This is a genomic window from Streptomyces sp. NPDC002935, from assembly GCF_040611295.1.
Taxonomy (GTDB): Bacteria; Actinomycetota; Actinomycetes; order Streptomycetales; family Streptomycetaceae; genus Streptomyces.
In genome coordinates this window covers 342,192-356,503 of sequence record NZ_JBEXNW010000006.1, presented here as the reverse complement: position 1 = coordinate 356,503, position 14,312 = coordinate 342,192, and the positions used below count along the sequence as shown (strand labels likewise).

General features: G+C 70.1%; 8 protein-coding genes. 1 reads left to right on the top strand and 7 read right to left on the bottom strand.

Annotation, left to right across the window (positions count from 1 at the left end; genetic code table 11):
• Window positions 1-84: 84 nt before the first annotated feature.
• The 4 genes from ABZX90_RS11025 to ABZX90_RS11010 all read right to left on the bottom strand — a co-directional run bounded on the left by ABZX90_RS11025 (window position 85) and on the right by ABZX90_RS11010 (window position 8,423).
• Window positions 85-4,353 carry a discoidin domain-containing protein gene (locus ABZX90_RS11025; protein WP_355203541.1) on the bottom strand — a complete coding sequence of 1,423 codons (4,269 nt, stop codon included), beginning with the start codon at window positions 4,351-4,353 and terminating at the stop codon, window positions 85-87.
• A gap of 711 nt (window positions 4,354-5,064) precedes the next feature.
• Window positions 5,065-5,553, bottom strand: a complete 489-nt coding sequence (locus tag ABZX90_RS11020; RefSeq protein WP_355203538.1) for a hypothetical protein — start codon at window positions 5,551-5,553, stop codon at window positions 5,065-5,067.
• Between the two features lie 126 nt (window positions 5,554-5,679).
• The gene (locus ABZX90_RS11015; protein ID WP_351130012.1) at window positions 5,680-6,336 is read right to left on the bottom strand and encodes a response regulator transcription factor; all 657 of its coding nucleotides are present in this window, start codon (window positions 6,334-6,336) and stop codon (window positions 5,680-5,682) included.
• Window positions 6,333-8,423 (bottom strand): histidine kinase, encoded by a 2,091-nt coding sequence (locus tag ABZX90_RS11010; RefSeq protein WP_355203535.1) that lies wholly within the window; start codon window positions 8,421-8,423, stop codon window positions 6,333-6,335. The genes ABZX90_RS11015 and ABZX90_RS11010 overlap by 4 nt, the downstream gene beginning before the upstream one ends.
• Window positions 8,424-8,584: 161 nt before the next feature.
• On the opposite strand from ABZX90_RS11010, the gene ABZX90_RS11005 reads away from it, so the two are divergent.
• Window positions 8,585-9,277 carry a hypothetical protein gene (locus ABZX90_RS11005; protein ID WP_351130016.1) on the top strand — a complete coding sequence of 231 codons (693 nt, stop codon included), beginning with the start codon at window positions 8,585-8,587 and terminating at the stop codon, window positions 9,275-9,277.
• A gap of 178 nt (window positions 9,278-9,455) precedes the next feature.
• On the opposite strand, the gene ABZX90_RS11000 is transcribed toward ABZX90_RS11005, so the two are convergent.
• The 3 genes from ABZX90_RS11000 to ABZX90_RS10990 all read right to left on the bottom strand — a co-directional run bounded on the left by ABZX90_RS11000 (window position 9,456) and on the right by ABZX90_RS10990 (window position 14,284).
• Entirely contained in the window at window positions 9,456-10,235 is a 780-nt protein-coding gene (locus ABZX90_RS11000; protein ID WP_355203531.1) for an alpha/beta fold hydrolase, read from the bottom strand.
• Window positions 10,236-10,304: 69 nt separating this feature from the next.
• On the bottom strand, window positions 10,305-11,441 hold the full coding sequence (locus ABZX90_RS10995; protein ID WP_355203528.1) for an alpha/beta fold hydrolase: 1,137 nt from the start codon (window positions 11,439-11,441) through the stop codon (window positions 10,305-10,307).
• On the bottom strand, window positions 11,438-14,284 hold the full coding sequence (locus tag ABZX90_RS10990; protein ID WP_355203525.1) for a thioester reductase domain-containing protein: 2,847 nt from the start codon (window positions 14,282-14,284) through the stop codon (window positions 11,438-11,440). The genes ABZX90_RS10995 and ABZX90_RS10990 overlap by 4 nt, the downstream gene beginning before the upstream one ends.
• Window positions 14,285-14,312: the final 28 nt, after the last annotated feature.

The following is a 14,312-nucleotide window of genomic DNA, read 5'->3' as shown; positions in this document are numbered from 1 at the left end:
GGACATGACAGCACGGGGGCCGCCCTCCGCGAGGGCGGCCCCCGTGCCGTTCAGTGCCCGTGCCGTTCCGTGCGCGTCCGGGACCTACTCGATATTGATCTTGAAGGTACTGGTCGTGTTGCGGATGTCCTGGGCGTTGCCGCTCATCCGCAGGTTGCGGAAGGCGGCTTCGCCGACAGCGGGGCCCTGACCGGGCTCCGGCAACTCGTTGGCCCAGATGCCGAATCCCGACTTGGCGTCGAAGGCGTCTCCGCTCTTCTTGGAGTTGGTGATGGAGATGTCGGTGAAGATCGTGTCCTTCACCGGGAACTGGGGCTGGCCACCGGAGTAGTTGGTCTGGAACATGACGCCTCCGTAGGTGGAGTCGTCGATGTCGACGTCGTTCACCCGTATGCCCTGGAAGACCTTGGAGGCGGAGAACGCCCAGATGGCGGGGAAGACCTGCGAGCCCCAGAAGTGTCCGCCCGTCCTCTCCAGGGACACGTTCTCGATCGTCGTGGGCTCGGTCCCGAAGCCGTTCATCGGGTAGCCGAAGTCCAGCGAGGAGATGGTGACGCCGGAGTAGACCAGGGTGTCGGCGACGCGGAGGTTGCGGAAGGTGTTGTTGTAGCCGCCGTAGACGGCGATCCCGGCCGCTCGCCAGGTGAGCGTCGATGTCAGGTTCTCGTAGAGGTTGTTCTTCTCGTCGGCGCCGCCGGCGTCGATCGCCGAGAAGAGGGCGAAGCTGTCGTCTCCGGTGGCACGGGCGTCGTTGTTGACGACATGGTTGTCCGTGGAGCCGTTCGTCATGTTGATGCCGTCGGCGAAGGTGTCACGGATGCGGGCGTTCTTGATGGTCATGTTGTCGGTGTTGGCGCCCCAGTAGAGGCACACCATGTGCTCGACCCAGATGTTGTCGATGGTGATGTCGGAGACGTTGGAGAAGTTGAACACCTTGCCCGGTCCGTCGATCCGGGACGTGTAGTTGCCGAGGTACGTGAACCCGGCGAACGTCGAGCCCTTGGCGCTGGCCTCGGCCCGGAAGCCGACGTCGGTGTTCTCCTGCGAGGCGGGGGCGCGGAAGCGGGTGAACCAAGGCCCTGCTCCGACCACCTTGACCGCCTTGCCGTAGACCTGGAACTTGCTCGAGGTCTCGTAGTCACCCGCGGGCAGGTAGACGCCGACGAGTTGGCCCGTGGTGTCCATGCGGACCTTGTCCAGGGCGTTCTGCACGTCCTGGTGACCGAAGCCCGTCGGTACCGTGTAGGCGGCCGGGTCCGGGTTCGGAAGTGCCGTCGCCTGCTCGGTGTTGATGAAGTCGATGGCATAGGTGGAGGAGTTGGCCGCGTCCTTCTGGAGTCGGATCTTGGATCCGGCCGGGACCGTCCTGCCGAGCAGGAGGTTCGCCTCGTCGTAGATGTGACGGGGGGCACCGGAGCCGGGCGAGTTTCCGGGCGCGGTCTCGTTGCCGTAGAGCCAGGCGTACTTCGAGGTGAGGTCGATCGCCTTGAGGAACTGGCCGTCCACGTACACGTCGAGCGTCGTGTCGGTGCCGTCCGGGATCGAGAAGCGGGTCACCAGGGTGTTGGTCGCGGCGCGGGTGGTCCATTCGACGTACTGGCCGGTTCCGTTGAGGGTCACCGCCTTGCGGCCGCTCGCCTCGCCGGCGAAGTCGCCGATGGTCCGGTTCGGGCCGACGACCTTGGCGCCGGCGCCGAGGGTGCCGTCCTCGGCCTCGTACATGTCGTACGGCATGTCGGCGCCGCGGCCGACGAACAGGGCTTGCGTGGTGGTGTTGTTGGCCCGCTTGACCGGCAGTTCGTTGGTGTCGTCGGCGATGACCGTCTTGACGGTGTACTTGCCGTTGACGGCCGTCCACGAACCGAGGCTGACCGGAGCGGTCGTCTGGCCCGCGGCGATGGCACCGTCGTAGGAGCCGCTGAGCGTCTTGACCGTGGCGCCCTTGGAGTCCTGGATCGTGAGGGTGACACCGTGGGTGCCGGAGGCGGAGGCCACCGTGCCCTGGTTCTTGATCGCGACGGTGAACCTGACCTCGTCGCCCGCCGAGGCGCTGGAGGGGGTCCAGGAGACCGGTGCGGCCAGGAGGTCGGAGCTGGAGACAGGCTTGACGACGAGGGCGTCGGAGCGGGTGAAGGTGTTGTTCGCCTCGTTCTGCTCGATCACCTTGTTCGACGGGTCCACCTCGGCCCCGACCGGGTAACTGCCCGCGTCCCGGGTTCCGATGCTCGCGGTGACCGTCTTCGTCTCACCGGCCGCCATCGCCGGGACGTCCGCCGTGGCGGCCTTGGTACCGCCGAGGGTGAAGTTGAGGTCGGTGGCCTTGACCGCCCTGCTCCCGCTGTTGGTGACGGTCGCGGTCAGGCTGATGGCGTCCGACTCGACCGGGGCCGCAGGCGTGTTGGTGATGCCGGTGACCTTGAGGTCGGGGTTGGCGGCCGGGGTGCCGATCACCTGGAACTCGGCGACCTGCGCGCCCGGGGCGCCGGAGTTGGAAGTGAACTTGAGCTGGATGTCGGCCGCGGTGCCGGGGACCGGGATGGTCACGCTGTTGCCGCCGGCCGGGTTGAACGTGTAGTCCTTCGCCGCGACGAGACTGGTGAAGGCCGTCGCGTCCTGGTCGCGGCCGAGCACCTGGATGTTCTGGGTGCGCGTCGACCAGGCGGCGTCCGGGTTGAGCTTGACGACGACCTGGCTGAGGTCGGCGTTGGCACCCAGCTTGGTGGTGAGGGTGGCCGGGTAGGCGCCACCCGCGCTCTCCCAATAGGTGCCGATCTGGCCGTCGTTGGCGTTGGCTGCGACGTAGGTGAAGGTGTAGGAGGACGCCTCGACGGGCTTGCCCTCGGCGAGGTTGGAACCGGTCGAGCCCGTCCGGGTGACACTGTTGCTCGCCGCCGACACGTTGCCTGCGGCGTCCTTCGCCTTCACGTAGTAGGTGACCGTGGCCGTCGCCGACGGGGTGTCGGTGTACGTCGTGACGTCACCCGCCACGGACTTGACGAGTTGGTCGTTGGCGTAGACGTCGTAGCCGGTGACCTTCACGTTGTCGCCGGACGCCTGCCAGGTGAGCTTCACGTCGCTGCCGGACTGCGTGTAGGCGAGGTTGCCGGGCGCGGTGGGGGCCTGGGTGTCCCCGCCCGATCCCTGGCGGGTGACGCTGTTGCTGTTGGAGGAGACGTTGCCCGCCGCGTCCTTGGCCCGCACGAAGTACGTGATGTCGCTGCCGGCCGGCTGCGTGTCGGTGTAGGTCAGGACGCTTCCGGCGACGCTCGCCCGCAGTTGGCCGTTGGCGTAGATGTCGTAACCGGTCACGGCCGTGTCGTCGCTCGCCGCGTTCCAGGTCAGCTTGATCTGCCCGGTGGCCGGCTCGGTGAAGGCCAGGTTGGACGGCGCGGTCGGCGCCTGGGTGTCGCCGGTGGCCGGTCCGTAGACCTCCAGCTCGGACACCTGCCCGGCGGGCCAGCCGGTGTTGGCGGTGACCAGCACCCGCACGTACCGCGTCGTGGTGGTGTCGAGGGCGATGGTCGCCGCCTGGTCGTTGCCGCTGTCGAAGGCGTACGCCTTCGAGGCCGTCAGGTCCGTGAAGTTCTGGTTGTCGGTCGAGCCCTGGATCTTCAGCGTCTGGCTGCGGCTCGGCCATCCGCTGGGCAGCCGCAGCACCACCTGGTTCACCTTGACCGATGATCCGAGGTCGACCTGGAGCCACTGCGGGAAGGCGTTGTTCTTGCTCTCCCAGTAGGTGGCCCGGTTGCCGTCGCCGGCGTTGGCCGCGCCGTACACGTCGGCGTGCCCGCTCTCGGTGAAGGGCTTGCCCTGGGCGAGGTTGGGGGTCGAGGCGGCTGTCGTGAGGACCTGCATCTCGGCGAGCTGGGCGGTGGAGGCGACCGAGTTGTCGCTGAAGTCCGCCCGCACGTACCGGGCGAGGGTCGCGGGGAAGGAGATCTTCACCGTGTTGCCGTTGCCGGGGCTGAAGACGTACCGCGCCGACGACTTGAGTGTGGCGAAGCTCTTTCCGTCTGCGCTGCCCTGAAGCGCCAGCGACTGCGTGCGGGTCTGCCAGTGCTCGGGCAGTCGCAGCACGACCTGGCGGACGCGCTCGGTCCGCCCGAGGTCGGTCTGCACCCACTGGGCCGACTTCTTTCCGGCCTGCCAATAGGTGTCGGCGTCGCCGTCCGTGACCTTGGCGGCCGTATGTGCGCCGCGGACGCTGCCGGCCTTGGTGGCGGCGTCCGCGGCGGCGTTGGGACCGCCTGAGGCGTGGGCGCCGACGGCGGGAAGGCCCAGAACCATGACGGCGGAGGCGAGCGCGGCGGTCACCGCGCGGCGTCTCCAGGATCTCGGCTTGTGTGGAGTCATACGGGGTTCACTCCCTGCGGAGGTTCGCGCGCCGGAGGGGCGGCGAGGTCGGCTCGTTCCTGGGCAGAGCGGTGGCGCGGTACGACAGAACGGACTGAACGGACTGAACGGACTGAACGGACTGAACGGCAAGAGCTGTCTGTACGACATGCGCGATCCCCGAAAAGGGATCGCACGCAGGTTCTTGCATTGTTTCATCGCAATATTGCAGAGCAGTGCGAGTGCGTCTACGGTCAGGACGCCACAAGTTTCACCATCAACACCCGCGTCTCAGCGCCGAGGGCATGGCGTGCAAAGTCGGCAGACCGATGAGCACACCGATGAACCGGTCCACGCGCGAGGCTCGAAGGACCAAGGCAAGTGAGCGGGACTCCCCCGGAGCGACCCTTCTCCGGGGTCAATCTTCTTATGCCGCCTACCGAAAGCCTCGCGCCGCCCCTTGAGAGGCAGGTGTCACCCGCGTCGGCATCACTCGGCGTCAACGCCCGCGCGCGCCGATCCAGGCCTTGCGCCCTGCAACGCAAGCCAACGAAAGTTACGCAAATTTTTGCGCTTCCATGCGTCGCCGCAAGAGCCGAACATCATGCAGACCATGTCGCATCCCCTTGCGGACCTGGTCCATCGGGATGACAGCCCGGACACATCACTCGCTCACCCGGGTGCGACCCTGCAACCGTCCGTCGACTGCGCGGGAGGGGATCCGCTCCCTCGTCAACGACCGCTGCGGCTGTCGTAGACCGCGAGCGACAGTTCCTTCACCGCGGTCCGGGCGCGCTGTTTGTCCAGGCCCTCATCGATGACCTCCAGCGCGCCGGCTGCCGAAATCCGAACGACGCGGGGAAGACCGTCGTAGGCGGCGAGCCGATACGCCACGGTCCGGCGGGCCTTCTGTTCCCTGTCGCTCACCCCGCCAGGGATGAGGGGGAAGACTGCGGCCTCGTACAACGCGACACCCAGGACAACCACGTCCGCGATGCCCTCCAAAGCCCCGTCGGTCTGGACGTCCGGGAGGGAATCCATCGCAATCTGGCTGTGGAAGAAGCCCCCGAGCCCGACGCCGACGCCCGTCGTACCCGCTCCCACCGCGGCTCCCGTCCAGCCGCCGCAAGCGAAGCCGAAGCAGGCCCCGCCGGCCACCACGCACACCACCATCACCATGGTGAGCAACACGTGCATGCGGGTGCCGGGCGAGACGTTCATGACGAGCAGTATGCAGACGCTCCCCGACCACGCGGCAGCGGCCCCGGGACCAGCTGATATGTGCCGACCGTGGCACCGGATGTCCGTTGACAGGCAACTCGTCCGCCTCACCACGTAGGACACGGTCTAAGGCTCTCCCAGACCTGCCCGGCGGGCGCGCAACATGGCGGCGGCGCGGTCCGGCATCTGGAGCTTGGTGAGGATGTTCGAGACGTGGTTGGCGACCGTCTTCGACGTGAGGGCCAGGTGGCGGGCTATCCGGCTGTTGGGCCAGCCATTGGCCAGCAGGGCGAGGACCTCCCGTTCCCGCTCGGTGAGCTGGGGGAAGGGGACCGCGGCGGGCCGCGGGTCGCTGAAAGTTTCCAGCACGCGGCGGGCGACGTCGGCCCCGAAGACCGCGCCGCCGCGCGCGACGGCGCCGAGGGTGCGTACCACGTCCTCCTGCTGGGCGCCCTTGAGGAGGTAGCCGTGGGCGCCGGCGCGCAGGGCGGAGAAGAGGAACTCGTCCTCGCCGTACATCGTCAGCATCACCACGGCGATGCCCGGGTGCGCGGCGGTGATCCGGCGGGTGGCCTCGACGCCGCCGATGCCGGGCATCTCGACGTCCATGAGGATGACGTCGGGCTGGAGCGTGCCGACGAGTGTGACGGCCTCCTCGCCGGACGCGGCCTCGCCGATGACGTCGATGCCTTCCACCGAGTCGAGGAGAGCTGACAGTCCGTCCAGGACGATCCGGTGGTCGTCGACGATGACCACCCGTACGGGCCGATCCGACTCGCTCATCGGTTACTCCGGGTGACAGCTTGGCCCGGACTCCCGGGCATGTCCTGCGTAGTCGGGCCACCGGCCAGAGCGAGGGGCAGCTCAACGGCGACCCGGCCGCCGTCCGGCGTGGGTCCCGCAAACCAGCTGCCACCGAGCGCGGTGGCCCGCTCCCGCATCGAGGACAGGCCAATCCCTGGAGACCAGGTGGCGCCGCCCGCGCCGTCGTCGTGTATCTCGATGGCCAGCCGGCCGTCGCAGGCGATCGTCACCGTGCAGCCGGAGGCGCCGGAGTGCCGTGTGACATTGGTGACGGCCTCGGTCACGATGCGGTACGCGGCGATCTCCACGGCCGCAGGGAGCGCGGGCAACGCAGTGGGTGCGGCGAAGGTTACTGGGACCGCGCACTGCCGCACCTGTTCGCGCAGCGCGGCGAGCAGCCCCAGCTCGTCGAGGATCGGTGGGCGCAGCGCATAGACCAGCCGGCGCAGGTCGGAGAGCGCCGCGGTCAGGTCGCCGCGGACGTCGCCGAGGAGGCCGCGAGCGCGCGGCAGGTCCCGTTCGGCGAGGTTGCGGGCGGCATCGACCTTGTTCGCGGCCGCGGTGAGCACCGGGCCGAGGCCGTCGTGCAGGTCGCGGCGCAACCGGCGCCGCTCCTCCTCCGCCGCGGCGACGATCCGCTCCCGGGAGAGCATCAGCGCCTCGGTGAGCAGCACGTTGCTTGCGGCCACGGCGATCTGCCGAGCGATGTCCTCCATCAGCCGCGCCTCCCGGGGGTCGAGGCTGCTCTGCCCGGCACGCAGCCCGGCCACCAACTCGCCGATGGCGACGCCCTGGTGGACCAGAGCGAAGCGGGCCCCGGCCCCGTCGGGCGCGGGGGCGCCGTGGGCGATGCGCCGCGTCGTGCCGTCCTCGATGCGCATCTCCACGGCGGTCCACGGCAGTTGCAGCGCCGCGGCGACAGCTTCGAGGAGGCTCGGCAGCAGCTGCTGGATGCTCCCGGCCGCCTCAAGGCGGGAGGCGATGCGGCCGATCACGGTGTACGGCTCGTCGCGCTCGCCGTACAGGAAGCGGTTGACGATCCGCTGCACGCGTCCCCGAGCCGGGGCGAGTGTGAAGGCGGCTCCGAGCGCGGCGAGGGCCGTCCACGGCCCGCCGACCGCGGCGCCCAGCAGCGCCAGTACAGAGACGCTGGCTGCGTAGACGCCGGCGACGAAGGCGGTGAGCAGCGTGTAGACGAGCGCGCGGTTGAGCACCAGGTCAAGGCCGTAGACCTGGTGGGCGAGCACGACCGCGGCGATGACGACTAGCTCGATCAGCGCGCCCACGGTGGTGATCAGTTCACCGGCGGGCAGGGCGACCACGAACGGGGTCACCAGGATCGCGACGATGTTCGTCACCGCCAGCCAGCGCAGCACCTGCCGCTCTTCACCCTGGGCGCGCAGCCAGCGCACGACCATCACGACCGAGCCGAGGAGCATCCCGCCGGCGAACAGCGCGACCGGCTGCCAGCTGGGCAGTAGGCCGAAGTCCAGCGGGTTGCGGAGCTCGCTGTAGGGAGCCGCGACGTCGTCGATGGGGAAGGGCGACAGCAGCCCGTAGAGCCAACCGCCCGTACACATCGCGATGCTGGCGAGGGCCAGCCACCTGATCCACCCTCGCGGCAGCCTGCCGTACGGGAACGTGGCCCAGACCACCACCATCACGGGGTTCTCCAGCGGCTCCCCCCACAGGGCGGCCACGGCCGCGACCGTGGCCCCCGGCAGTTGGTGGCCGCCGCCGACCGTGAACACCAGCCAGCCGAGGCCCGCGACCGCCAGCCCGTGGCCGATCGCGGCCGCCAGCGCCAGCCAGCCGAAGATGACGTCGGGGCGTCGGGAGGCCAGCAGCCAGCCTGCGGCGGCGAACGCCAGCGTCAGCAGGAGTTGGCCCCAGGCGTGTGATCCGGTGGCGCTGTCGCCGTTCGGCGTCGGGGTGTGGCGGTTGAGGACGGCCAGCACTCCTCCGAGTACGGCCAGTGCCACCGCCAACAGCACCACGGTGTGCGCGATCCGTCGACGAGCCGGCCGTCCCGCTGCGGAAGAGCCGTTGCCGGCTGGGCGGTTCACGCCTCACATTGTGCCCGCGACCCGCTCCCGCAGAACCCGGGAGGAAATCCCGGCCCGACCGGGAACCCGCACTCATGCCGACGGGACGGCTGCGCCCGCACGATTCCCCTGCCGTTGTGGTCCGTTGCTTCACCAAATGAACGGAAGAAGGGGAGTTACCCGTGTCCACATCCTTCATCGCTCGCGGTCTTGCCGCGGCCTGCCTGGTGGCTACCGGCATCGCCGCCGTCCTCTCGAGTGCCCTGACCCCGAACACCAGCAGTTCGACCGGGGCCAGGATCGACGCCTTCGCCGCGCATGCGGGACGCCTCGACGCGGCGCTCACCGCTGACATCTTCGTCGTCCTCCTCGGCGCGGCCACCATGCTCGCCGCACTGCTCGCCTGGCGGCACTCGCCAAAACTGGCAGGGGTCGCCGGTTGGCTGGGCGTGATCTCCGGCAGCGCCATGATCTTCCTGATCACCCTCGACTTCGCCGCGAACGCAGCCGTGGGCGTCGATCACAAGGCCGCGAGCAAGATGCTGGAAAACATCACCAACACCCCGCAGTTCGTGCCGTTCCTGGTCCTCGGACTGCTCGGCGGCGTCGTGGCCATGGTGTGCCTGGGCATCGCCCTGTGGCGCACCCGCGCCGTCCCGCGCTGGGCGGCGGTGGCGCTCATCGCGTACGGGCCCGCCAACGTCCTGACCGCGGACGCCGGCTCCGTCCCCTTCGCCGTGGCCAACGCGCTGCTGCTGGCCGGCTTCGCGGCCTGCGCCATGGCCGTCCTCCGCGACGGACTGCCGAGTTTCACCGCGGACGGCTCGGAGTCCCGTTCGGTGGTACCGGCGGTGAACGAGGCCCCCGCACTCTGACTGAATTCGCAGGGGCAGCCGGGGTGTTGCGGGTGGTGGGGGATCCGCAACGCCCCGGTCGTACGCGTCACCCGGGCCGCGCTGCCAGCTTGGCATCAGCTGCCGCTGCGCTGGAGGCCCCGCATCGCCCGGACACCGCCTGGTCGGCCCACGCTTCCCAGCACCCGCTGACATGCAGCTACCGCTGGTCGGTCACGAACCGGTCGACCGCGGCGGTGAGTTCCGCCGGCTTCTCCACGGGCAGTTCGTGGCCGGCGTCCACGATCCGCACCACGGCGTCCGGGTAGGCCTTCGCCATCCGCAGCATCTGCGAGAGGGGCAGCTGGATGTCGTGGTAGCCGTGGACCAGGAGGGTGGGTGTGCGGATCTCCCCCAGCCGGTCGAAGACGTCGAAGGACCGCATGGCGCCGTAGCACGTCATGACCACCTCCTGGGACGTGCCCGCCGAGGCCCGGACGTACTCACGGATCTTCTCGCGTGGGTAGCCGGGGGCGAAGGCCCGCTGGATGTTGGCGGCCACGAACAGCTTGAACGGCACCAGGGTCGAGACCGCCATCAGCAGACCCCTCCCCCGGCTGTAGGCCATCCTGCTGATCGAGTTCACCAGCACCAGCCGCTCGACCCGCTCGGGGTGGTCGAGCGTCAGGGTCTGCGCGATCATCCCGCCCATCGAGTGGCCGACGAGGACGAACCGGTCGATCTCCAGGTGGTCGAGGACGGCAAGGACGTCACCGGCCAGCTCCGCCACGGTCCGCCGCCCCGACCCGTCGCTCTCCCCGTGCCCGCGCAGGTCCAGCCGTACGACCCGCCGCTTCTGGGTGAAGTGGTTCATCTGGTGGTCCCAGCGGTGCCGGTTGGCCGTCCAGCCGTGGATGAACACCAGGGGCACGCCGTCACCGTCGCGGGGGCCCTCGTCGTCGTACGTCAGAGCGGCGCCGTCGACTTCGAGCTGCGGCATGGGGCCTCCTGGAGTGCGGTCTGCGGTCTGGTTACTGATCGGTACGGTAACCGGCCGCGGGGGCCGCCGTCACCGTCGTTCGCCGAGGAATTCGAGGATGTGCCCGAACACGTCGAGGGCGGCGCCCCGGCCCAGGAACGTGTCCAGGTGGCCGTAGCCGGGGATCTCGGTGTACGACACGTCCAGCTGGGGCTGGCGGTGTGCGAGCACCTCGTGGCAGAGCTTCTGCGAGTCCAGCCACAGTCCGTTCTCACTGCCCGCGAGCAGCAGCACCGGGGTGTCGATGCGGGCGGCCGCGTCCAGCGCGTTGGGCGGCAGCGCCCGGTAGCGGTGGTCGGTGTCGTGCCAGCGGACGACGCTGCGGGCCAGTTCGATACGGCGCAGGTGCGGCAGGATCCACAGGGGTGCCGGCCCGAGGAGTTCGGCGAGCCGGTCGTGGGTGGCGTCGGACAGGTTCGCGTGCAGGAACAGTGAGGCGCCCGAACCCCAGGCCGAGTTGTGGAGGATCTGGCACGTCGGGTCCGGGCAGCCCGCTCCGCGGGAGGCCAGCGCGAACAGGGGCGTGTACTTCGACCGGAGACCCACCTTGCGGAAGTCGACCGGGATGTGGTCGATCCGGTTCTTCAGCAGCTCGCCCGCCACCGTCATCCGCAGCGAGGTGCGTCCCGCGAGCTTCGGCGTCAGGAACACGCCCTGGGAGACGACGCCCGCGAGCCCGGGCACCAGTCCCGCCGTCATGCTCAGTGACAGGGTGAGGGAGCCGATGCAGTGGGCGACCACGAACAGCGGCCGGTCGCCGATGCGTTCGCGGATGTGGGAGACGGCTTCGGGTATGTCGTGGAGGGCGACGTCGTCGTAGGTGTATCGCCGGCCGGTCTCGTTGTAGGGAAGCCGGCAGCTGCCCCGCCAGTCGAGCAGCCAGGGCTCGTAGCCGTCGTCGAGCAGGACGTCGACCAGGTTGCGGGTCTCGGGGAGCAGGAACATGTCGGCGGACGCGGTGTGCCCGTGCAGGAGCAGCACGGCGGGCCGGTCCTGGTCTCCGCTGTCGATGCGGGTGAGACCGAGGCGTACGCCGTCTCCGGCGCTGAAGGGGATCTCCTCGACCCGTGCCGGGTCGAGGCGGTGGCGCAGCGGCCGCAGGGCCGTGCCTGTCCTGACCTTGCGGATCGTCGGCCTGGTACGGGAGTTGGTGGTTCTGAAGATCATCGGTGGCGCTCCGAGGGGGTCTTGGTGCGGCGCAGGTCGAGGAGGTCCGCGGCGGCGCGGGCGAAGGGGCCGAGCAGTCCGCGGCCCATCTCCGCGCCGAACCAGGCGAGCCAGGTCAGCTTGGCGGCGCGCTTCTCCTGGCCGGTCAGACGCGGGTCCACCTTGATGCCGTCGATCTGGTCGCGTACATAGCTGTCCGCGGGCACGACGAGCTCGCCGGCGAGGCTCGCCGGTTCGCCCTCGCGGCCGATCTCGACGCTCAGCGCGCGGGTCTGCCGCCATACGTCACGGCGGGCGCGGGCGTACTTGTGGCCCTCCAGCCACCAGCGCCCTCCGTCGGCGTCACACAACGTCAGTCGGTAGCGCAGGAGTTGGTGACGCATCCCGTGCCGCTGCGGGATGCCCTCCTCGGGGCGGATCCAGATGTCGCCGCGTTCCACGAGCAGCGGCGCGGGATGGGCCGCGGCGCACACGAGCTCGCCGCCGACGTCCACCCGGCGCTCCTTCACCAGTTGGTACATGCTCGCGATGGAGAGGGTGAGCGCCATGGAGCAGGGGGTGTCGGCGTCGGCGCCGACCGGGCCCACAGCACCCTCGGTCGTCTCGGAGAACCACAGGTAGGGCTGGTCGTCCTTGTGCGGCAGCCGGGCCAGGCCGTCCTGGGCGAGCCGCTCGAACGTCCTCAGCTGGGCCTGGGCGTCGTAGCGGGCCGCGGGAGGGAGTCCGAGCGCCTCGACGAGCGCGGCGGTGCGTTCGTCGGTGGCCGCCGGCCCCTTCAGGGTCGCCTCGCACAGCTTGAGGGCGGTGGGACTTTGCAACACCCTGGTGAGGAAGCCGAGTTCGGGAACAGGGTCGGCTTCCAGACGGGCCAGGGCGTCGGTGCGCCACTCGTCCCAGTCCTGTACGCGCACGTGCATCCCGCCGAACGACATGTCCCGTACGACGTCGTCGAGGGTGTTGGGTACTCCGGTCAGGTTGTAGTCGAATCCCCAGGCGTCGGGTTCGCAGATGACGCCTGCCGCGACCCGGCTCACCCAGTCCACCGGGGCCGCGTTCAGCCGGTGGAAGGCGGGCACGGTACGGAAGCGGCCGAAGGCCGAGATGAGGCCGCTGCTGAGGTCCTGCGGGTTGTGGGCTCCCGTCCGGGTGTGGCCTCCGATGCCTCCCGGGCGCATCGCGGTGACGATCAGGCCGTGGTCTCGGGCCCGCCGCAGGGCGACCTCGGCGGCCCATTTCGTCTGGTCGTAGCCCGCGACGAGGCGGTCGACGTGGGCGAGCGGGTCGTCCTCGCCCATGGAGGCGATGCCGACCTCGTTGAAGACCGCGATCGAGGAGATGTGGTGCAGCGGCTTGGGCGGGCCGGTCGCCGCCAGTTCGGCCAGGGTCAGGGCGCCGATGACATTGCTCTGCCGCAGCGACTGGTAGCCGCGCAGGAAGTCCACGGCCGCCGCCACGCCCACGACGCTGTCCAGTTCGTGGGCGAGCTTGTTCCAGACGTCGTCGGACAGGCCGAGGTGCGGACGCCTGATGTCGCCGGGGAGCACCGTCACCCGGCGTCGGATCTCCGACGACCAGGGCAGTCGGTGGCTCTTCAGCGCCTCGCCGAGGCGGGCCGTGGCCGCCTCCTCGTCGGCCGCCCGAACGAGGCAGTGGACATGCGCGTCACTGTGCCTGAGCAGATCGAGGAGCAGATGGCTGCCGAGGAAGCCGGTGGCGCCGGTGAGCAGGATCCGGCGGGGCGGCAGGGGCTCGGGCGAGCCGGTCCAGGGCAGGCGGTCGGCCAGCGAGAGGTCGGCCAGGATCTGGTCGAGGTCTTCGGGACGGGCCGTGGTGTACGGGGTGCCGCCACCGGTGGTCCGGGCGGTGACCGTCGCCCCGGGCGCGATGCGGGGTGATGGGTTGGATGGGGTGTCCGGAGCGGGGGCCGGGGCGGGAGCAGGGGCAGGGAGTAGGAAACTGTCCGGGACAGTCTCCTCCGGGGACTGTGTGGTGCCGATCGTGTCGGTCGCCGGGGCCGGGGTCCGTGCGGTCGTCGGGGTTGCCGGTACACGTGACGCCGAGAGGCCTCCCGGGGCCGAGAGGGTCGCCGTGGCACCCGCGGTCGCCAGCCAGCGCAGGGCGAGGCTGCGCGGCCGGGCGTCGGCGAACACCTCGTCGAGGTCGATCTCCATGCCCAGCTCGTCCTCCAGCGCCGCGACGAGTTCCACGGCGCCTACGGAGGTACCTCCGGCGTCGAAGAAGTCGGTGTCGGGCGACAGATGCCCTCCGGGTACGAAGGGACCGGCGGCCGCGGCGACGACGGCAGCCAGGGCGTCCGCGTCGGGTACGGGGGCGGCCGGTGCGGCCGAAACGGCGAGGGCGGGCAGTGCGCCGGCACCACGGTCCGTGCCTGTATCGGTGTCGCCACCAACTCCCGCCCCCGCACCGGCTCCCGCACCCGCACCCGCACCCGCACCGAACGGCACGGTGGGCGCATTCGCGTACAGGTCCGTACCGGCACCTGCCGGCGCGACAGCCGCAACTGCGCAGGACGGCACGGCAGGCGCACCCACGTCCACACCGGCGCCGGACGACACGGCAGTCTTCACCGCATCCGCATCGGCGTCTTCACCGACACGGGGCGCGGAGGTCTCCGCACCCGCACCGGTCCCCGCACCCGACTCCGCGCCGGTTCCGGTCGCTGTGGGCGCGGGGGGTGCGGGTGCGGGGGGCGTGGGTGTAGGGGCCTGTCTGATCCTGGCCAGCAGGGCCTCCACGCTCGGCCCGCCGTCACCCCGCTCGATCGCCTCACCGGTCGCCCGCTGTCCGGCGTACACCGACGCGTCCTCGTTCATTTCACGCATGAGAGCCCTTCACCCTGTGCACTGTCCT

Coding starts and splice junctions, on each gene's coding strand:
- ABZX90_RS11025 (WP_355203541.1), bottom strand. CDS start 4,353: ATGACTCCACACAAGCCGAGATCCTGGAGACGCCGCGCGGTGACCGCC.
- ABZX90_RS11020 (WP_355203538.1), bottom strand. CDS start 5,553: ATGAACGTCTCGCCCGGCACCCGCATGCACGTGTTGCTCACCATGGTG.
- ABZX90_RS11015 (WP_351130012.1), bottom strand. CDS start 6,336: ATGAGCGAGTCGGATCGGCCCGTACGGGTGGTCATCGTCGACGACCAC.
- ABZX90_RS11000 (WP_355203531.1), bottom strand. CDS start 10,235: ATGCCGCAGCTCGAAGTCGACGGCGCCGCTCTGACGTACGACGACGAG.
- ABZX90_RS10995 (WP_355203528.1), bottom strand. CDS start 11,441: ATGATCTTCAGAACCACCAACTCCCGTACCAGGCCGACGATCCGCAAG.
- ABZX90_RS10990 (WP_355203525.1), bottom strand. CDS start 14,284: ATGCGTGAAATGAACGAGGACGCGTCGGTGTACGCCGGACAGCGGGCG.